General features: G+C 72.9%; 13 protein-coding genes. 5 read left to right on the top strand and 8 right to left on the bottom strand.

Annotation, left to right across the window (positions count from 1 at the left end; all coding sequences use genetic code 11):
- The first annotated feature begins 135 nt into the window (after positions 1–135).
- From FE634_RS06525 to FE634_RS06515, 3 genes are all read left to right on the top strand, one after another.
- The gene (locus tag FE634_RS06525) at positions 136–810 is read left to right on the top strand and encodes a succinate dehydrogenase cytochrome b subunit (RefSeq protein ID WP_137293200.1); all 675 of its coding nucleotides are present in this window, start codon (positions 136–138) and stop codon (positions 808–810) included.
- A gap of 21 nt (positions 811–831) precedes the next feature.
- Complete coding sequence (locus FE634_RS06520; RefSeq protein ID WP_137293199.1) at positions 832–2,886, top strand: fumarate reductase/succinate dehydrogenase flavoprotein subunit; 2,055 nt, start codon at positions 832–834, stop codon at positions 2,884–2,886.
- A 67-nt stretch (positions 2,887–2,953) separates the two neighbouring features.
- Positions 2,954–3,697: a succinate dehydrogenase/fumarate reductase iron-sulfur subunit gene (locus FE634_RS06515; protein ID WP_137293198.1), complete on the top strand. Its 744-nt coding sequence runs from the start codon at positions 2,954–2,956 to the stop codon at positions 3,695–3,697.
- Between the two features lie 158 nt (positions 3,698–3,855).
- On the opposite strand, the gene FE634_RS06510 is transcribed toward FE634_RS06515, so the two are convergent.
- The 4 genes from FE634_RS06510 to trpS are packed head-to-tail and all read right to left on the bottom strand — an operon-like array spanning position 3,856 to position 6,733.
- On the bottom strand, positions 3,856–4,086 hold the full coding sequence (locus FE634_RS06510) for an SCO4848 family membrane protein (protein ID WP_138875414.1): 231 nt from the start codon (positions 4,084–4,086) through the stop codon (positions 3,856–3,858).
- Positions 4,083–5,135: a YihY/virulence factor BrkB family protein gene (locus tag FE634_RS06505; protein ID WP_138875413.1), complete on the bottom strand. Its 1,053-nt coding sequence runs from the start codon at positions 5,133–5,135 to the stop codon at positions 4,083–4,085. Before FE634_RS06505 ends, FE634_RS06510 begins: the two co-directional genes overlap by 4 nt.
- A 5-nt stretch (positions 5,136–5,140) precedes the next feature.
- A complete protein-coding gene (locus FE634_RS06500; protein ID WP_137293195.1) occupies positions 5,141–5,662 on the bottom strand; it encodes a 2'-5' RNA ligase family protein in 522 nt (173 codons plus the stop codon).
- Between the two features lie 9 nt (positions 5,663–5,671).
- Entirely contained in the window at positions 5,672–6,733 is a 1,062-nt protein-coding gene (trpS, locus tag FE634_RS06495; protein WP_137293194.1) for a tryptophan--tRNA ligase, read from the bottom strand.
- 38 nt (positions 6,734–6,771) lie between these two features.
- Here trpS and FE634_RS06490 point away from each other — a divergent pair, with 38 nt between their 5' ends.
- Together FE634_RS06490 and FE634_RS06485 are read left to right on the top strand one after the other, a co-directional pair.
- Complete coding sequence (locus FE634_RS06490) at positions 6,772–7,518, top strand: maleylpyruvate isomerase family mycothiol-dependent enzyme (RefSeq protein ID WP_262347604.1); 747 nt, start codon at positions 6,772–6,774, stop codon at positions 7,516–7,518.
- A gap of 99 nt (positions 7,519–7,617) precedes the next feature.
- Positions 7,618–8,721: a GNAT family N-acetyltransferase gene (locus FE634_RS06485; protein ID WP_138875412.1), complete on the top strand. Its 1,104-nt coding sequence runs from the start codon at positions 7,618–7,620 to the stop codon at positions 8,719–8,721.
- A 97-nt stretch (positions 8,722–8,818) separates the two neighbouring features.
- On the opposite strand, the gene FE634_RS06480 is transcribed toward FE634_RS06485, so the two are convergent.
- The 4 genes from FE634_RS06480 to FE634_RS06465 all read right to left on the bottom strand — a co-directional run bounded on the left by FE634_RS06480 (position 8,819) and on the right by FE634_RS06465 (position 14,784).
- The gene (locus tag FE634_RS06480; protein ID WP_262347603.1) at positions 8,819–10,072 is read right to left on the bottom strand and encodes an MFS transporter; all 1,254 of its coding nucleotides are present in this window, start codon (positions 10,070–10,072) and stop codon (positions 8,819–8,821) included.
- A 103-nt stretch (positions 10,073–10,175) separates the two neighbouring features.
- A complete protein-coding gene (locus FE634_RS06475) occupies positions 10,176–10,640 on the bottom strand; it encodes an SRPBCC family protein (protein ID WP_137293192.1) in 465 nt (154 codons plus the stop codon).
- A 78-nt stretch (positions 10,641–10,718) separates the two neighbouring features.
- A complete protein-coding gene (locus tag FE634_RS06470; protein WP_137293191.1) occupies positions 10,719–11,129 on the bottom strand; it encodes a hypothetical protein in 411 nt (136 codons plus the stop codon).
- A gap of 82 nt (positions 11,130–11,211) precedes the next feature.
- Positions 11,212–14,784, bottom strand: a complete 3,573-nt coding sequence (locus tag FE634_RS06465; RefSeq protein WP_148240443.1) for an ATP-binding cassette domain-containing protein — start codon at positions 14,782–14,784, stop codon at positions 11,212–11,214.
- Positions 14,785–14,840 lie beyond the last annotated feature (56 nt).

The following is a 14,840-nucleotide window of genomic DNA, read 5'->3' as shown; positions in this document are numbered from 1 at the left end:
GCCACGCGACACGCCGCGGGGGGCCACGGGCGACGCATGTCACACCGGTCGGGTGAAGCCGCAGGTCACGATGACCGTAGAGTGACGATCGTGGTGATGACGACCCGTCCGGCCCTCGTCAAGGGCTCTCGCGCAATGCGTTCGACCATCGCGCTGAAGATGTTGATGGCCGTGAGCGGCCTGATCTTCGTCGGCTACGTGGTGGCGCACATGTACGGCAACCTCAAGGCGTTCTCCGGGCAGGAGGCGTTCAACGACTACGCGCACCACCTGCGCGAGCTCGGCGAGCCGCTGCTGCCGCACGAGGGGTTCCTCTGGATCGCCCGCGTCGTGCTGCTCCTCTCGCTCTTCGTGCACGTCTACTGCGCCATCGCCCTGTGGCGACGGGCCGGGAGGGCCCGCACGACGAAGTACGTGGTGAAGAAGAACAAGCACTCCAGCTTCTCCTCGCACTGGATGCGGTGGGGCGGCATCACGCTGCTGCTGTTCATCGTCTGGCACCTGCTGAACTTCACCGTGGGCCGCATCAACGTCAACACCGGCGAGACGGGCGACGCCGCGGGCGACCCCTACACGCTGATGGTCCAGAGCTTCGAGGTGCCGTGGCTGACCGCCATCTACCTCCTGGCGATGGTCGCCCTGGCGCTGCACCTGCACCACGGCACCTGGAGCGCCGCCCAGACCCTCGGCCTCACCAACAACGCCACGTCGCGCCGCAACGCCAAGGCGATCGGCACCATCCTCGCGGTGGTCGTGGCCGGCGGCTTCTCGCTGGTCCCGATCTTCGTGCTCGCCGGCGTCATCGACTGATCTGAGAGGTTCGAGGACCCCATGACCGACCTGCCCGACACCACCAACTCCTTCGACTCCTCGCGCACGCTCGACGCCGACCAGCTGGCCGACCGCGAGGGCTCCCAGCTGACCGACGACGCGGCCGGCTACTACATCGACGGCGACCCGATCCAGGACCTCAAGGCCCCCGGCGGCCCGCTCGACGAGCGCTGGAACACCCGCCAGTTCGAGGCGCGCATCGCCAACCCGGCCAACCGGCGCCGGCTCTCGGTGATCGTCGTCGGCACCGGCCTGGCCGGCGCCTCGGCCGCCGCGACGCTCGGCGAGGCCGGCTACGTCGTGAAGTCGTTCTGCTACCAGGACTCCCCGCGCCGGGCGCACTCGATCGCCGCCCAGGGCGGCATCAACGCCGCGAAGAACTACAAGGGCGACGGCGACTCGGTCTACCGGCTCTTCTACGACACGATCAAGGGCGGCGACTACCGCTCGCGCGAGTCGAACGTCTACCGCCTGGCCCAGGTCAGCACCAGCATCATCGACCAGTGCGTCGCCCAGGGCGTCCCGTTCGCGCGCGAGTACGGCGGCCTGCTCGACAACCGCTCCTTCGGCGGCGTCCAGGTCTCCCGCACCTTCTACGCCCGCGGCCAGACCGGCCAGCAGCTGCTCATCGGCGCCTACCAGGCCCTCGAGCGCCAGGTCGCGGCCGGCACGGTCAAGTGCTACACCCGCCACGAGATGGTCGAGCTGATCGTCGTCGACGGCCGCGCCCGCGGGATCATCGTGCGCGACATGGTCACCGGCGAGATCGAGACCTACTTCGCCGACGTCGTCGTGCTCGCCTCCGGCGGCTACGGCAACGTCTTCTTCCTCTCCACCAACGCCATGGGCTGCAACGTCACCGCCGCCTGGCGCGCGCACCGCAAGGGCGCCCTGATGGCGAACCCCTGCTACACGCAGATCCACCCGACCTGCATCCCGGTCTCGGGCCCGCACCAGTCGAAGCTGACCCTCATGTCGGAGTCGCTGCGCAACGACGGCCGGATCTGGGTCCCGAAGAACCAGGCCGACTGCGCCAAGGACCCCCGCGAGATCCCGGAGGAGGACCGCGACTACTACCTGGAGCGGATCTACCCGGCCTTCGGCAACCTGGTCCCCCGCGACATCGCCTCCCGCCAGGCCAAGAACATGTGCGACGAGGGCCGCGGCGTCGGCCCGGAGGTCGACGGCGTCCGGCGCGGGGTCTACCTCGACTTCGCCGAGGCCATCGACCGGCTCGGCCGCAAGGCCATCGAGGACAAGTACGACAACCTCTTCGACATGTACGCCCGCATCACCGGTGAGGACCCCTACACCTCGCCGATGCGGATCTACCCGGCCGTCCACTACGTCATGGGCGGGCTCTGGGTCGACTACGACCTCCAGTCGACGATCCCGGGCCTGTTCGTCACCGGCGAGGCCAACTTCTCCGACCACGGCGCCAACCGCCTCGGCGCCTCGGCGCTGATGCAGGGCCTGGCCGACGGCTACTTCGTCCTTCCGAACACCATCCGCGACTACCTCGCCGAGGGCCCGTTCGAGAAGATCGCCGAGGACGACCCGGCCGTCGTCGAGGCGCAGCAGGCGGTGCACTCGCGCATCGAGCGGTTCATGACCACCAACGGCACCCGCAGCGTCGACTCCTACCACCGCGAGCTCGGCCACATCATGTGGGAGTACTGCGGCATGGAGCGCTCCGAGGACGGCCTGCGCAAGGCGATCGACCTCATCCGCAGCCTGAAGGACGACTTCTGGCGCAACGTGCGGGTGCTCGGCAGCGCCGCGAGCATGAACCAGTCGCTGGAGAAGGCCGGCCGCGTCGCCGACTTCTTCGAGCTCGGCGAGCTGATGTGCATCGACGCGCTCAACCGGCGCGAGTCGTGCGGCGGCCACTTCCGGTCCGAGTCGCAGACCGACGAGGGCGAGGCCCTGCGCCACGACGACCAGTACGCCTACGTGGCGGCCTGGGAGTGGGGCGGCGCGGACGAGAAGCCGATCCTGCACAAGGAACACCTGACCTACGAGTTCGTCGAGATGAAGCAGCGGAGCTACAAGTGACCGCCCCGCTGCCCCGTCGCCTCCGGCTCGCCCCCCTGTCGAGCACCGCTGCCCTGGAAGGACCCCGATGAAGCTGAACCTCAAGATCTGGCGCCAGGAGAACGCGACCACGCCGGGCGGGATCCACACCTACGAGCTCGACGACATCTCCGAGGACATGAGCTTCCTCGAGATGCTCGACGTGCTCAACGAGCAGCTGAACGCCGAGGGCGTGGAGCCGATCGCGTTCGACTCCGACTGCCGCGAGGGCATCTGCGGCCAGTGCAGCCTGATGATCGACGGCGAGGCGCACGGCCCGGAGGTCACCACCACCTGCCAGCTGCACATGCGCTCCTTCCGCGACGGCGACAGCATCACCGTCGAGCCGTGGCGCGCCGACGCGTTCCCGATCGTCAAGGACCTCGTCGTCGACCGCAGCGCGTTCGACCGGATCATCCAGCAGGGCGGCTACATCTCGGTCAACACCGGTGCCGCTCCCGACGCCCACGCGACGCCGGTCGCGAAGGACAAGGCCAACCGGGCCTTCGACGTCGCCACCTGCATCGGCTGCGGCGCCTGCGTCGCGGCCTGCCCGAACGGCTCCGCGTCGCTGTTCGTCGGCGCCAAGATCACCCACCTCGGCGAGCTGCCGCAGGGTCAGGCCGAGCGCGACACCCGCGTGGTCAACATGATCGCCCAGCACGACGCCGAGGGCTTCGGCGGCTGCACCAACATCGGCGAGTGCACCGCCGCGTGCCCCAAGGAGATCCCGCTCGACGTGATCTCCCGCCTCAACTGGGACCTGCACGCCGCCCTGCGTCACGGCAAGTAGTCAGCGGTCGGGGGCTGGCGGGCGTCGTCCGGTTTCGTCGGCGCTCGCTGGCGCTCGCTTGCTCAACCTCCGGGGTGGGGCGGCGTCCGGTTTCGTCGGCGCTCGCTGGCGCTCGCTTGCTCAACCTCCGGTGGCCCGGCGTGGTCGGTCGCTGCTGGTCAGCGCTCGGACTTCGTGGCCTTCAGGGCCTTCCAGCCCATCGAGCCGAGCACGCCGGCGATCAGGACGTTGACCACGACCAGCACCGAGTGGGCCACCCAGTAGCCCAGCGCCCGGTCCTCCCCCGCCTCGTAGGCGGTGTAGAGGCGCTTGGCGAAGTTGCCGAAGGTGATCACGTTCCAGGCCGCGACGGCCAGGAGGATCAGGGCGTGCTTGCGTTCGAACCTCACGGGTTCCTCCTGCGACGGATGAGGGCGACCAGCGCGAGCATCGCGCCCGCACCGGCGGCGAACGGGGTCGGCCAGGAGCGCCCGGCCACGGCGACGTCGGCCACGGCCTTGCCGCCGGCGAGACGGGTGAGGTCGGGCGTGACCGGCCCCTGCACGGGGTCGACCGGCTCCGACTGCCGCAGCGCACGGGCGGCGCGCGTCGTGTGGGCCCACGAGGCGGCGTACAGGACCAGGCGCGAGAAGTAGTTGATCCAGACCAGGAGGATCAGCGCGATCCCGAAGGCCTGGAAGGCCGGCTGGCCCTGCGTGCTCTTGAGCAGCAGCCCCGAGACCTGCTTGAGGACCTCGAAGCCCACGGCGCCGAGCAGCGCGCCGGACCACAGCGAGCGGCTGGGCGCCCGCGGCTCGGCGAGCAGCTTGAAGAGGGTGAAGAAGAGCACGGCGTTCGCGGCGAGACCGAGGACGACGACGAGGACCTGCACGAGCCAGGCCAGCTCGGACCCGAGGCCGATCCAGCCCAGGACGTCCTCGGAGAAGCCCGAGACGAAGCCGGTCACCGCCACCGCGACGACGAGCACGAAGCCGATCGAGACCAGCGCGACCAGGTCGCGCAGCTTGCCCTTCACGAACGACGGCAGCTCGCGCCGGGGGGTGTCGAAGACGACCACGAGCGCGTCGCGCAGTGCCGAGACCCAGCCGAGGCCGGCGTACAGCACACCGAGCACACCGACGACACCGGCGATGCCGGAGAACGACTGGACGTCGTCGAGGGAGATCTGGCTCTCGCCGCTGCCGATCAGGCCCGGCAGCACCGACTCGATGGCGGTGGTCAGGTTGGCGTTGGCCTCGGGGTAGACCTCGGCGACGACGCCGACCACGAAGAACGCCAGCGCGAGGATCGGGAAGAACGACAGGAACGCGAAGTAGGTGACCGCGCCGGCCTGCTGGCCGGCCTTCGCGGCGCCGTAGTGCTCCTGCATCCGCAGCACGTGGTCGAGGCCGGGACGACGCTCGCGCGCGTCGGTGATGCGTTGCTTGACCGACGGCATCGGGCTCAGCCTCCCAGGGCGGCGCGGAGGGCGAAGTCGTGCGAGGTCTGCCACCCGTGCTCGTCGTCGTGGACGTACAGGTGGAAGTCGGTCACGGTGAACTCGCACTCGAACCGGGCGAGGTCCTCGAAGGCCCGGTCGAGCAGCACGTCGTCGAGGTGGTGCGCGACGGTGACGTGCGGGTGGTAGGGGAAGTCGAGGTCGACCCCGAGCGGTCCCCGGCGCACGGCGGCGGCGAGCTGCTCGCACTGCGAGATGCCCTCGACGAGCGTCACGAACACCACGGGCGAGACCGGGCGGAAGGTGCCGGTGCCACGCAGGTGGACGTCGAAGGCCGGCACGGCGGCGGCCGCCTCGGCCAGGTGCTCCTCGATCGAGGACAGGTCGCCCTCGACCTCGGTCGGCGGCACCAGGGTGATGTGCGTCGGGATCATCGTCGCCGTCGTGTCACCCACGGCGGTGCGGTAGTCCTGCAGCTCGGTGGCCCAGGGCTCCGGGATCGCGACGGCCACTCCGATCGTCGGCATTGCCCGACCCTAGCGGGCGGTGGGAGCGACGAAGCCCACCCGCTGGTAGACGTCCCGCAGGGTGGCCCGCGCGACCTCGCCGGCCTGCTCGGCGCCCTGGGCGAGCACCTTCGACAGGTGCTCCTGGTCGTCGAGGAGCTCGAGGGTGCGGTCGCGGAACGGCGTCACGAAGGAGATGACGGCGTCGGCGAGGTCGCCCTTGAGGGCGCCGTAGCCCTGGCCGGCGTACTCCGCCTCGAGGTCGGCGATGCCGGTGCCGGTGAGGGCGGAGAAGATGGTGAGCAGGTTGCTGACGCCCGGCTTGGTCTCGACGTCGAAGCGGATCTCGGCCTCGGAGTCGGTCACCGCCGACCGGATCTTCTTCGCGCTCACCGAGGGCTGGTCGAGCATCTCCACGATCCCGCCCGGGGAGGACGCCGACTTCGACATCTTCGAGGTGGGGTCCTGCAGGTCGGCGATCTTCGCGGTGGCCTTGAGGATGTAGGGCTCGGGCAGCCGGAAGGTCTTCTTGTAGCGGTGGTTGAACCGCTGGGCCACGTCGCGCGTCAGCTCGAGGTGCTGGCGCTGGTCCTCGCCCACCGGCACGTAGTGCGGCCGGTAGAGCAGGATGTCGGCGGCCTGGAGGATCGGGTAGGTGAACAGCCCGACCGACGCGGCCCCCTCCCCGCCCTTCGCGGACTTGTCCTTGAACTGCGTCATCCGGCGTGCCTCGCCGAAGCCGGTGAGGCACTGGAGCACCCACGACAGCTGGGCGTGCTCGGGGATCTGGCTCTGCACGAAGATCGCCGAGCGGGCCGGGTCGATGCCCATGGCGAGCAGCTGCGCCGCCGCGCGCAGGGTGCGCTCGCGCAGCACCTTCGGGTCCTGCTCCACGGTGATCGCGTGCAGGTCGGCGATGAAGAAGAACGGCTGGTGGTCGCGCTGGAGGTCGACCCACTGGCGCAGCGCGCCGAGGTAGTTGCCGAAGTGGAACGAGTCCGCGGTCGGCTGGATCCCGGACAGCACGCGCGGGCGCGCGCCGCCGGTGGCGGCCGTCGGGACGGCCGTCTCGGTCTCGGTCACCGCAGGCATGGACGCCATTCTTGCCGACGACCTGAGACCATCGGCGGGTGCCCACCCACCTCACGTTCGAGCAGCACCTCGCGGGCTTCCACACGGCGATGACCGAGCTGGCCCGGCACGCCGGTCGGGGCGGCCTCGACGTCGACGTCCCGTCGTGCCCGGAGTGGACCGTGCGACGCCTGATCGGCCACCAGGGCGCCGTCCACCGCTGGGCCGCGGCGAGCCTCCGCGGCCAGGACCTGGCGTGGGAGCCGCTCGAGAAGGCCGGGCGCAGCAGCCCCGACCCGGTCGAGTGGCTCCGCGACGGGGCCATCGAGCTGGTCCGCACCCTGGTCGCGGCTCCCGCCGACGTGTCCGCGCCGACCTTCCTGCACGACGCGCCGCCGCCACGCCGCTTCTGGGCCCGCCGCCAGTGCCACGAGACGACCGTGCACGCCGTCGACGTGCTCGCCGCCCGGCTCGGCCGCCTGCCCCGCGCCGACGAGACGTGGATCGACGCCGACGTCGCGCTCGACGGCGTCGACGAGCTGCTCCTCGGCTTCGTGCCCCGCTCGCGGTCCCGGCTGCGCTCCACGACGCCGCTCACCCTCGCCGTCACCCTCACCGACGCGGCGCACGGCTACACCGTGCGGGTGAGCGACGAGCCGCCCGTCGTCGTCCGGCACGACGGGCCGGTCGAGGGCGACCGCTCGGTCGAGGGCACCGCCGTCCAGGTGTACCTGGCGCTCTGGCACCGCAGCGACGAGCTCGACTCCGACCTCTGGCCCCTGTGGCGCGACAGCGCGGTGCTCTGAGGCCCACCGGGACGGGCGGTGGGACGGCCGCCGGGGCCGCCCGCACCGGGCGGGGATAACCCGGGGCGGGGCCCGGGCCTCGCGTGACAGGGTCGTCCCATGGACACCCCGACCCTGACCAACGGCACCACGACGATCCGGGCGCTCGCCGACCGCGACGTCGCCGGCGTCCTCGAGCAGTGCCTCGACCCGGTCTCGATCGCGTGGACCCAGGTGCCGGTGCCCTTCGGCGTCCAGGACGCCGTCGACTTCGTGCACGAGATCGCCCCCGCCGCGTGGGCCGACGGGTCGCAGTGGATCTTCTGCGTCGACCACCCGCTCGCCGACGGCAGCCGCTACGCCGGCAACATCGCGCTGCGCGACGAGGGCCACGGGCGGGCCGAGATCGCCTTCGGGGCGCACCCCGCGGCCCGCGGCACCGGCGCGATGGAGGCGGGGCTGCGGCTGCTGCTCGGGTGGGGCTTCGGCGTGCGGGACGTGCAGACCGTCGTCTGGCGCGCGAACGTCGGCAACTGGGCCTCCCGCAAGCTCGCCTGGCGCCTCGGCTTCCGGGTCGACGGCGTGCTGCGGCACTCGCAGGTGTCGCGGGGCGCCCTCGTCGACGCCTGGGTCGGCACCCTGCTGGCCGACGAGCCGCGCTCCCCCACCACCCGCTGGCTCACCTCGCCGGTGCTCGAGGGCGCCGGCGTCCGGCTCCGCCCGGTCGGCGAGGACGACGTCCCGCGGGTGGTCGAGGCGTGCTCCGACCCGCGCACCCAGCACTGGCTCGGTGCCATGCCCTCGCCGTACACCGCCGAGCACGCGCTGGGGTGGATCGAGGCGTCCACCGAGAAGCAGGCGACCGGCCGGGGCACCACGTGGGCGGTCGCCGACCCCCACGACGACCGGCTGCTCGCGGCGATCAGCATCTTCGACGTCGACGACGACGAGTGCGAGATCGGCTACTGGGCGCACCCGGACGCCCGGGGCCGCGGCGTGGTGCGGGCGGCCGTCGAGACGGTCACGTCGTGGTCGTTCGCCGACCTCGGGCTCAGCCGGGTCCGGATCGTGGCCGCCGTCGACAACGCCGCGTCGTGCCACGTGGCCGAGGCGTGCGGGTTCCGCCGCACCGGCGAGGAGCGCCTCGCGACGCGCGTGCGCACCGGCCTGGCCGACGTCGCCCTCTACGACGTCCTCGCCCCCGAGTGGCCGACCCGTCAGTGATCAGCGACGGGTCGGCGCTGAGCCGTCGCTGACCCGTCGCTGATCAGCGACGGGTCAGCGCTGAGCCGTCAGTGATCACTGACGGGTCGGCGGGGTGTCAGCGGGTGGGGGCCGGAGCGTGGTTCGTGCGGCGCTGGAGCGCGGCGGACAGCACGATCACGGCGAAGCCGGCGACCGAGAGGCCGATGCCGACCAGGGCCGGGGCGCGGTAGCCGTAGCCACCCGCGATGACGACGCCGCCGAGCCAGGCGCCGAGCGCGTTGGCGGCGTTGAGCGAGGCGTGGTTCATGGCGGCGCCGAGGGTCTGGGCGTCCCCGGCGACGTCCATCAGGCGGAGCTGGAGGTTGACCACCAGCACCGAGCCGAGGGCCGTCACCGCGAACGCGACCGGCAGCAGGCCCCAGCCGGTGGGGGCGAGCAGGTAGAACGCGACGAGCGCGACGCCCATGCCCGCCGAGCCCAGCAGCAGCGAGCGGTAGACCGACCAGTCGGCCAGCTCGCCGGCCGCCCAGGTGCCGACGACCATGCCGAGCCCGAAGACGAGCAGGAACACCGGGACCGCGCCGTCACCCAGCCCGCCCACCTCGGTGACGGTGGGTGCGACGTAGGAGAAGACGGCGAACATGCCGCCGAAGCCGATCGCGCCGGCCAGCAGCGTCAGCCACACCTGGGGCTGGGCGAAGGCGCCGAGCTCACGGCGTCCGGTCGCCTCGGAGTCGCCGGGGCACGACGGGACGAACGCGACGATCATCGCGACGGTGATGACGGCCAGGGCGGCGACCGCCCAGTACGCCGAGCGCCACCCGAGGTGCTGGCCGAGCCACGTAGCGGCTGGCACCCCCACGACGTTGGCGACCGACAGCCCGAGCATGACGCTCGCGACCGCCCGGCCCTTGCGGTCGGCGGGGGCCAGGCTCGCCGCCACGAGCGAGGCCACGCCGAAGTACGCGCCGTGCGGGACGCCGCCCAGGAACCGGGCGAGCATCAGCCAGGAGAAGCTGGTGGCGACCGCGCTGAGCGCGTTGAAGATGCCGAACGTCGCCATCAGGCCGATGAGCAGGCCGCGCCGCGGCCACCTGGCCCCGAAGAAGGCCAGCACCGGAGCGCCGACGACCACCCCCAGCGCGTAGGCGGAGATGACGTGGCCGGCGCTCGGGATCGAGACGTCGACGCCCCCGGCGATCTCCCGGATCAGCCCCATCGTCACGAACTCGGTCGTGCCGATCGAGAACCCACCCATCGCCAGGGCGAGCACGGCGAGCAGGTAGTGGGGAGCGCGCGTCGCGGGTGCGACGGGCGAGGGCGGGGCGGTGGTGGTCATCACTGCTTCCGGGTCGGGGACGTTCCTCATCCTCCAACCGGGTCGCGAGGCACGCCTATTCCGCGCCGGGGTGTGACCGGTCACCACCGCCCGCCCGCCGCCCGCCCGCAATCAGCCGACGATCGGCCGATGTTCAGCCGGAGACGGACTCCGCCAGGTTCGCGAGGGAGTCCTCGAGCTGGGACTGCGAGACGAGCGGGAAGCTCACCTTCTGCAGGATGGCCGGGTCGGTCACGTTGCTCCAGTCGTAGACGAGCGTGACGTCGGTGGCGTCCGGCCCGTTCGCCTCGAGCTCCCAGACCCACTCCCATCCGGGCGGCTCAACGCCGGCGGGCGCGGTCTGCCAGGCGAGGAGCTTGTTCTCGTCGTAGCCGGTCACGTGGTTGTCGGTCTGGTAGTCGCCGCCCATGTGGTCACCACTCATGTTCATCCGGAAGGTCTGCCCGGTGGCGGTGATCCGGTCGGAGCGGTCGTCGGAGATGACGAACCCCGACCCGTCGAGGTCGGCGTGGCGCTGCGGGTTCGACAACACGTCGAACACCGCGGTCGTCGGCGCGTCGATGGTGCGCTGGACAGTGATCCGCTTGTCGTCGCTCATGGCTCCACCATGGTCAGGTCACCCGGCACGGTTCACCACCCCTGGGGGTTGGACGACGGGCGCGGACGACCGGAAGCGCTAGCAGACGTCGCGGACGTCGGCGATCGCCCGGTCGAGCTCGCCGCGCGCCCGCTCCACCAGCTGGACGTCGACGTCGGCGCCCTCGGCGGCCTTCCTCGCCTCGTCGAGGAGCTCCTCGACCGCCGCCCGGGCGTCGCCGACCTTGCTCTTGACGTCGCCCGACACGCCCTTCTGGGCGACGGTGAGGACGTCGCGCGCGGCCTTGAGCTCCTGCTGCGCGGCGCGCGGGTCGGCGCCGATCTCGTCGACGGCCGTGCCGGCCTCCGTGCCGGCCCGGTCGACGGCCTCGCGGGCCAGCGAGCAGGCGGCGTCCGACGTGGCGTCGCGGACGGCGGCCTCGGGGTCCGAGCACGCCGCGAGGACCAGGGCGGCCACGAGGGACACGGTGGCGAGGACGACGGTGCGCATGCCTCCAGGGTGCCAGGGGCGCTCCAGCGGGCCGCCGACCGGGGCGACCCCGCACCCCCACGACGCCGACGTCGGACGTCGCTCAGCCGGCCAGGTGACTCCACGCCGGCGCCAGCTCGCTCCAGGGACCGATCGCGGCGACCTCACCCTCGACCAGGACGACGACGCGGTCGGCCTGGGCGAGCGCAGCCCGCTTCGAGGTGGCACCGATGACGGCGGCGCCGCGGGAGCGCAGCGCCGACCAGAGCTCGACCTCGGTGGTGGCGTCGAGGGCGCTGGACACGTCGTCGGCCAGGAGCAGCTCGGTGTCGGCGGCCAGGGCGCGGGCGAGGGCGACCCGCTGGACCTGGCCCCCCGACAGCCGGACGCCGCGGTGGCCGACCACGGCGTCGATGCCGCCCGCGTCGGCGACGTCGAGGCCGAGGCGGGCGTCGTCGACGGCGCTGCCGACGTCGCGCTCGTGGCCGAGGCGGATGTTGTCGTCGAAGGTGCCGGAGAGGACCCGCGGGACCTGGGAGACGTGGGCGACCTGCCCGGGGCGCAGGAACGTCTGGGCCTCGTCGACCTCGACGCCGTTCCAGCGGATCGACCCGGTGTGCTCGAGCAGCCCGGCCAGGGCGCCGAGCAGGCTCGACTTGCCCGAGCCGACCTGGCCGAGCAGGAGCACCAGCTCGCCGGCGTCGACGTCGAGGTCGACGCCGTCGACACCGCGGGTGCCGTCGTCGTGGACCGCGCCCACCCCCCGCAGCGACAGGTGCCGCAACGGCACCCGGCCCGGCACCGCGGGCTCCGGGGCGGTGCCCGCGACGAGGTCGACGCCGGGCGGGAGGTGCATGAGGTCGACCCCGCCGGCGAGTCGTCCGGTGGCCTGCTGCCAGGCCCGGGTTCCGGGCGCCTCGGTGACCACGGCGCCGGCGACCCGGCCGAACCAGTCGAAGCCGGTCACGGCCCCGGCGACGAGGATGGCGGTGGACAGGCCCCAGCCGCCCAGGAAGTAGGTGAGCCAGGCCGCGACCACGCCGCACTGCACCATCACGACCGGGACGCCGTCGAGGACGGCCTGCACGCGGTGCTCGAACACCGCGGCCCGGACCCGGCCACCGTCGACGCGCCGCAGGTGGGCGTGCACCGCAGGCGTGGCGGCCGCGAGCTTGACGGTGCGGGCCGACTCGAGCGCCGAGACCAGCGAGCGGCCGAACCCGGCCCGGGCCGCGGACGACGCCGCGGCCGAGCGGCCCGCGATCGGCCGGCCCAGGGCCGAGGCCAGCGCGGAGCCGACCATCACCGCGAGCAGCACCGCACCGGCCAGGAGGCTGCGCCCGGCGACGGCGGTGATGACGACGATCAGCGCGCCGTTGAGGAAGTCGACCCAGCGGTCGGCGTAGCGGACGTAGCGGTCGGCGTCCATCGACCGGGCCACGACCTCGCCGGGCGGGGTGCGCTCGAGCCGGTGCTGCTGGGTCTGGCCGACCAGCACCGACATCCGCACCCGCAGCATCACCTCGATCCACCAGCGCGGGTAGCGCCGGATGGCGGCGGCGAGCACCAGCGGCGCCGCGATGAGCGAGGCCGACACCCCCAGGCACAGCAGCACCGTGGCGGGGCTCCAGCCGGCGCCGTCCTGGAGCCGCTCGACCAGGGTGCCCCAGAGGAAGCCGGTGACGACGCCGAAGGCGCCCAGGACCGAGGTCAGCAGGAACAGGAACGCCGCCCACGCGCCCCACCAGGGCTTGGTCGTCAGCGCCGAGACCATGCCCCGGGCCAGGCTCGGGCCGTCGCCGGGGTCGGCGAGGACCGGCGGCGGACCGCTGCGGCGGGTGCCCCCGACCGGGCCCGCGGCGAGCACCGGAGCGCCGGCGGGTTCGCCGTCGTCGACCGCGCCGAGGTGCTCGTCGAGCAGGTCGCCCCCGCCGGCCTCGAGCAACGACCTGAACGGGCCGGGCTGCACGGCCAACCGGGACCGCGGGCCCTGCTGGACCACGCGCCCGGCGTCGAGGACGGCGACCAGGTCGGCCCGGGTGACCGTCGAGAGTCGGTGCGCGACCAGCAGGCCGGTCCGGCGCCGGAGCAGCCGGTCGGAGGCGCGCACGACGAGGGCCTCGGTGAGGGGGTCCATCCGGGCGGTCGCCTCGTCGAGGATCACCACGTCGACGTCGCGGACCAGGAGCCGCGCGAAGGCGACGAGCTGCTCCTCCCCCGCCGACAGGGTGGTGCCGCCGGGACCGAGCGGGGTGTCGAGGCCGGCGGGCAGTCCCGCGACCCACTCGTCGAGCCCGAGCTCGGTGATGGCGGCGGCGACCTGCTCGCGCGGGAGGTCGACGAACAGGGCGACGTTCTCGGCGAGGGTGCCGACCAGGATCTCGGTGCGCTGCGTGACCACGCCGACGGCGGCCCGCAGCTGCTGCAGGTCGAGGTCGAGGACGTCGACGCCCCCGAGCAGCACGGTGCCCGGCGCCGGGTCGACGGCGCGCGAGATCAACGAGGCCAGCGTGGACTTGCCCGACCCGGTGCGGCCGACGAGGGCGCAGGTCTGCCCGGCCGGGACCAGGAGGTCGACGTCGCGCAGCGCGAAGGTGCCCTCGGCGTAGGAGAAGTGCAGGTCGCGGAGCTCGAGGTCGAGCTGGGTGCCCGGCAGCGGCAGGCCGCCGACCGGCTCGGACTCGCTGGCGGCGAGCTGGCGCAGGCGCACGACCGCCCCGAGCCCCGCCTGGAGCTCGGGCAGGTGCTGGGCCATCCGGTCGATCTGCCCGACGAAGGTGCTCGTGACCAGGAACAGCGTCACCAGGCGCGCGACCGACAGCTCGCCCTCGATCACCACGGCGACGCCGCCGACCGCGACCCCGCCCAGCAGCGCGTGGAGCAGCAGGCCGCTGCGACGGGTGACCCAGACCTCGAGCTGCAGCAGGGCGTCGAAGCGGCGGTGCACGGTCGCGGAGAGCAGCGCCAGCCGTCGCACGACGTGGGCCTGGCCGAGGCTGGTGCGCAGGTCGTCGCGGCCGGTGACGCCCTCCTCCATGACGGCGGCGTGGTCGGTCCAGGCCATCTCCTCCACGAGGGTCCGCTCGGCGATCTCGGGCAGCTTGCGGCGCACGACGGCGAAGGCGGCGCCGGCGAAGAGTGGGAACAGCAGCCAGGCCGGCCACCAGGTCAGGCCGGCGACGATCCACATCGGCACCGCGGCGAACACGGTGCGCAGCGCGTCCCAGACCTGGCGCCTCAGCAGCGCGCCGACCTCGTGGGTGTCGTCGTCGATCCGGTCGAGGACCTCGCCCACGGCCTGCTCGTCGAGCGAGGCGAGCGGCTGGTGCAGGGCGGCGTCGAGCAGGTCGGCGCGCAGCCGGCCCTCGGCCCGGTCGACCACCCCGGCCCACACGGTGCGGCCGACGGTGTCGAGCAGCGCGGCGCCGACCACGCAGGAGGCCAGCAGCCACACCAGGCGCGACGTCGGCGCCTCGGCCAGGTGGCCGGCCACGACCGTGCCGAGGGTCTGGCCCACGGCGGCCACGAAGGAGCACACGAGCGCCCACCCGGTGACGGGACGGCGCAGCCGGCGCCAGTCGATGCGGCGGGCCGGGTCGCCGACGGGCGCGACGACGGCGGGACTCCCGTCCGGGGCCGGTCGCGCGTCGGGCTGGGTCGTGGTCGACGTGCTCATCGCTGAGCGACGCTACGCCGGTGCACCGACACTCTCACCTGGGTTTCCTCACTCCT

Origin of the sequence: Nocardioides sp. S-1144, assembly GCF_005954645.2 — a bacterium.
GTDB lineage: Bacteria > Actinomycetota > Actinomycetes > Propionibacteriales > Nocardioidaceae > Nocardioides > Nocardioides dongxiaopingii.
This window is presented reverse-complemented; position numbering and strand designations above follow the sequence as displayed.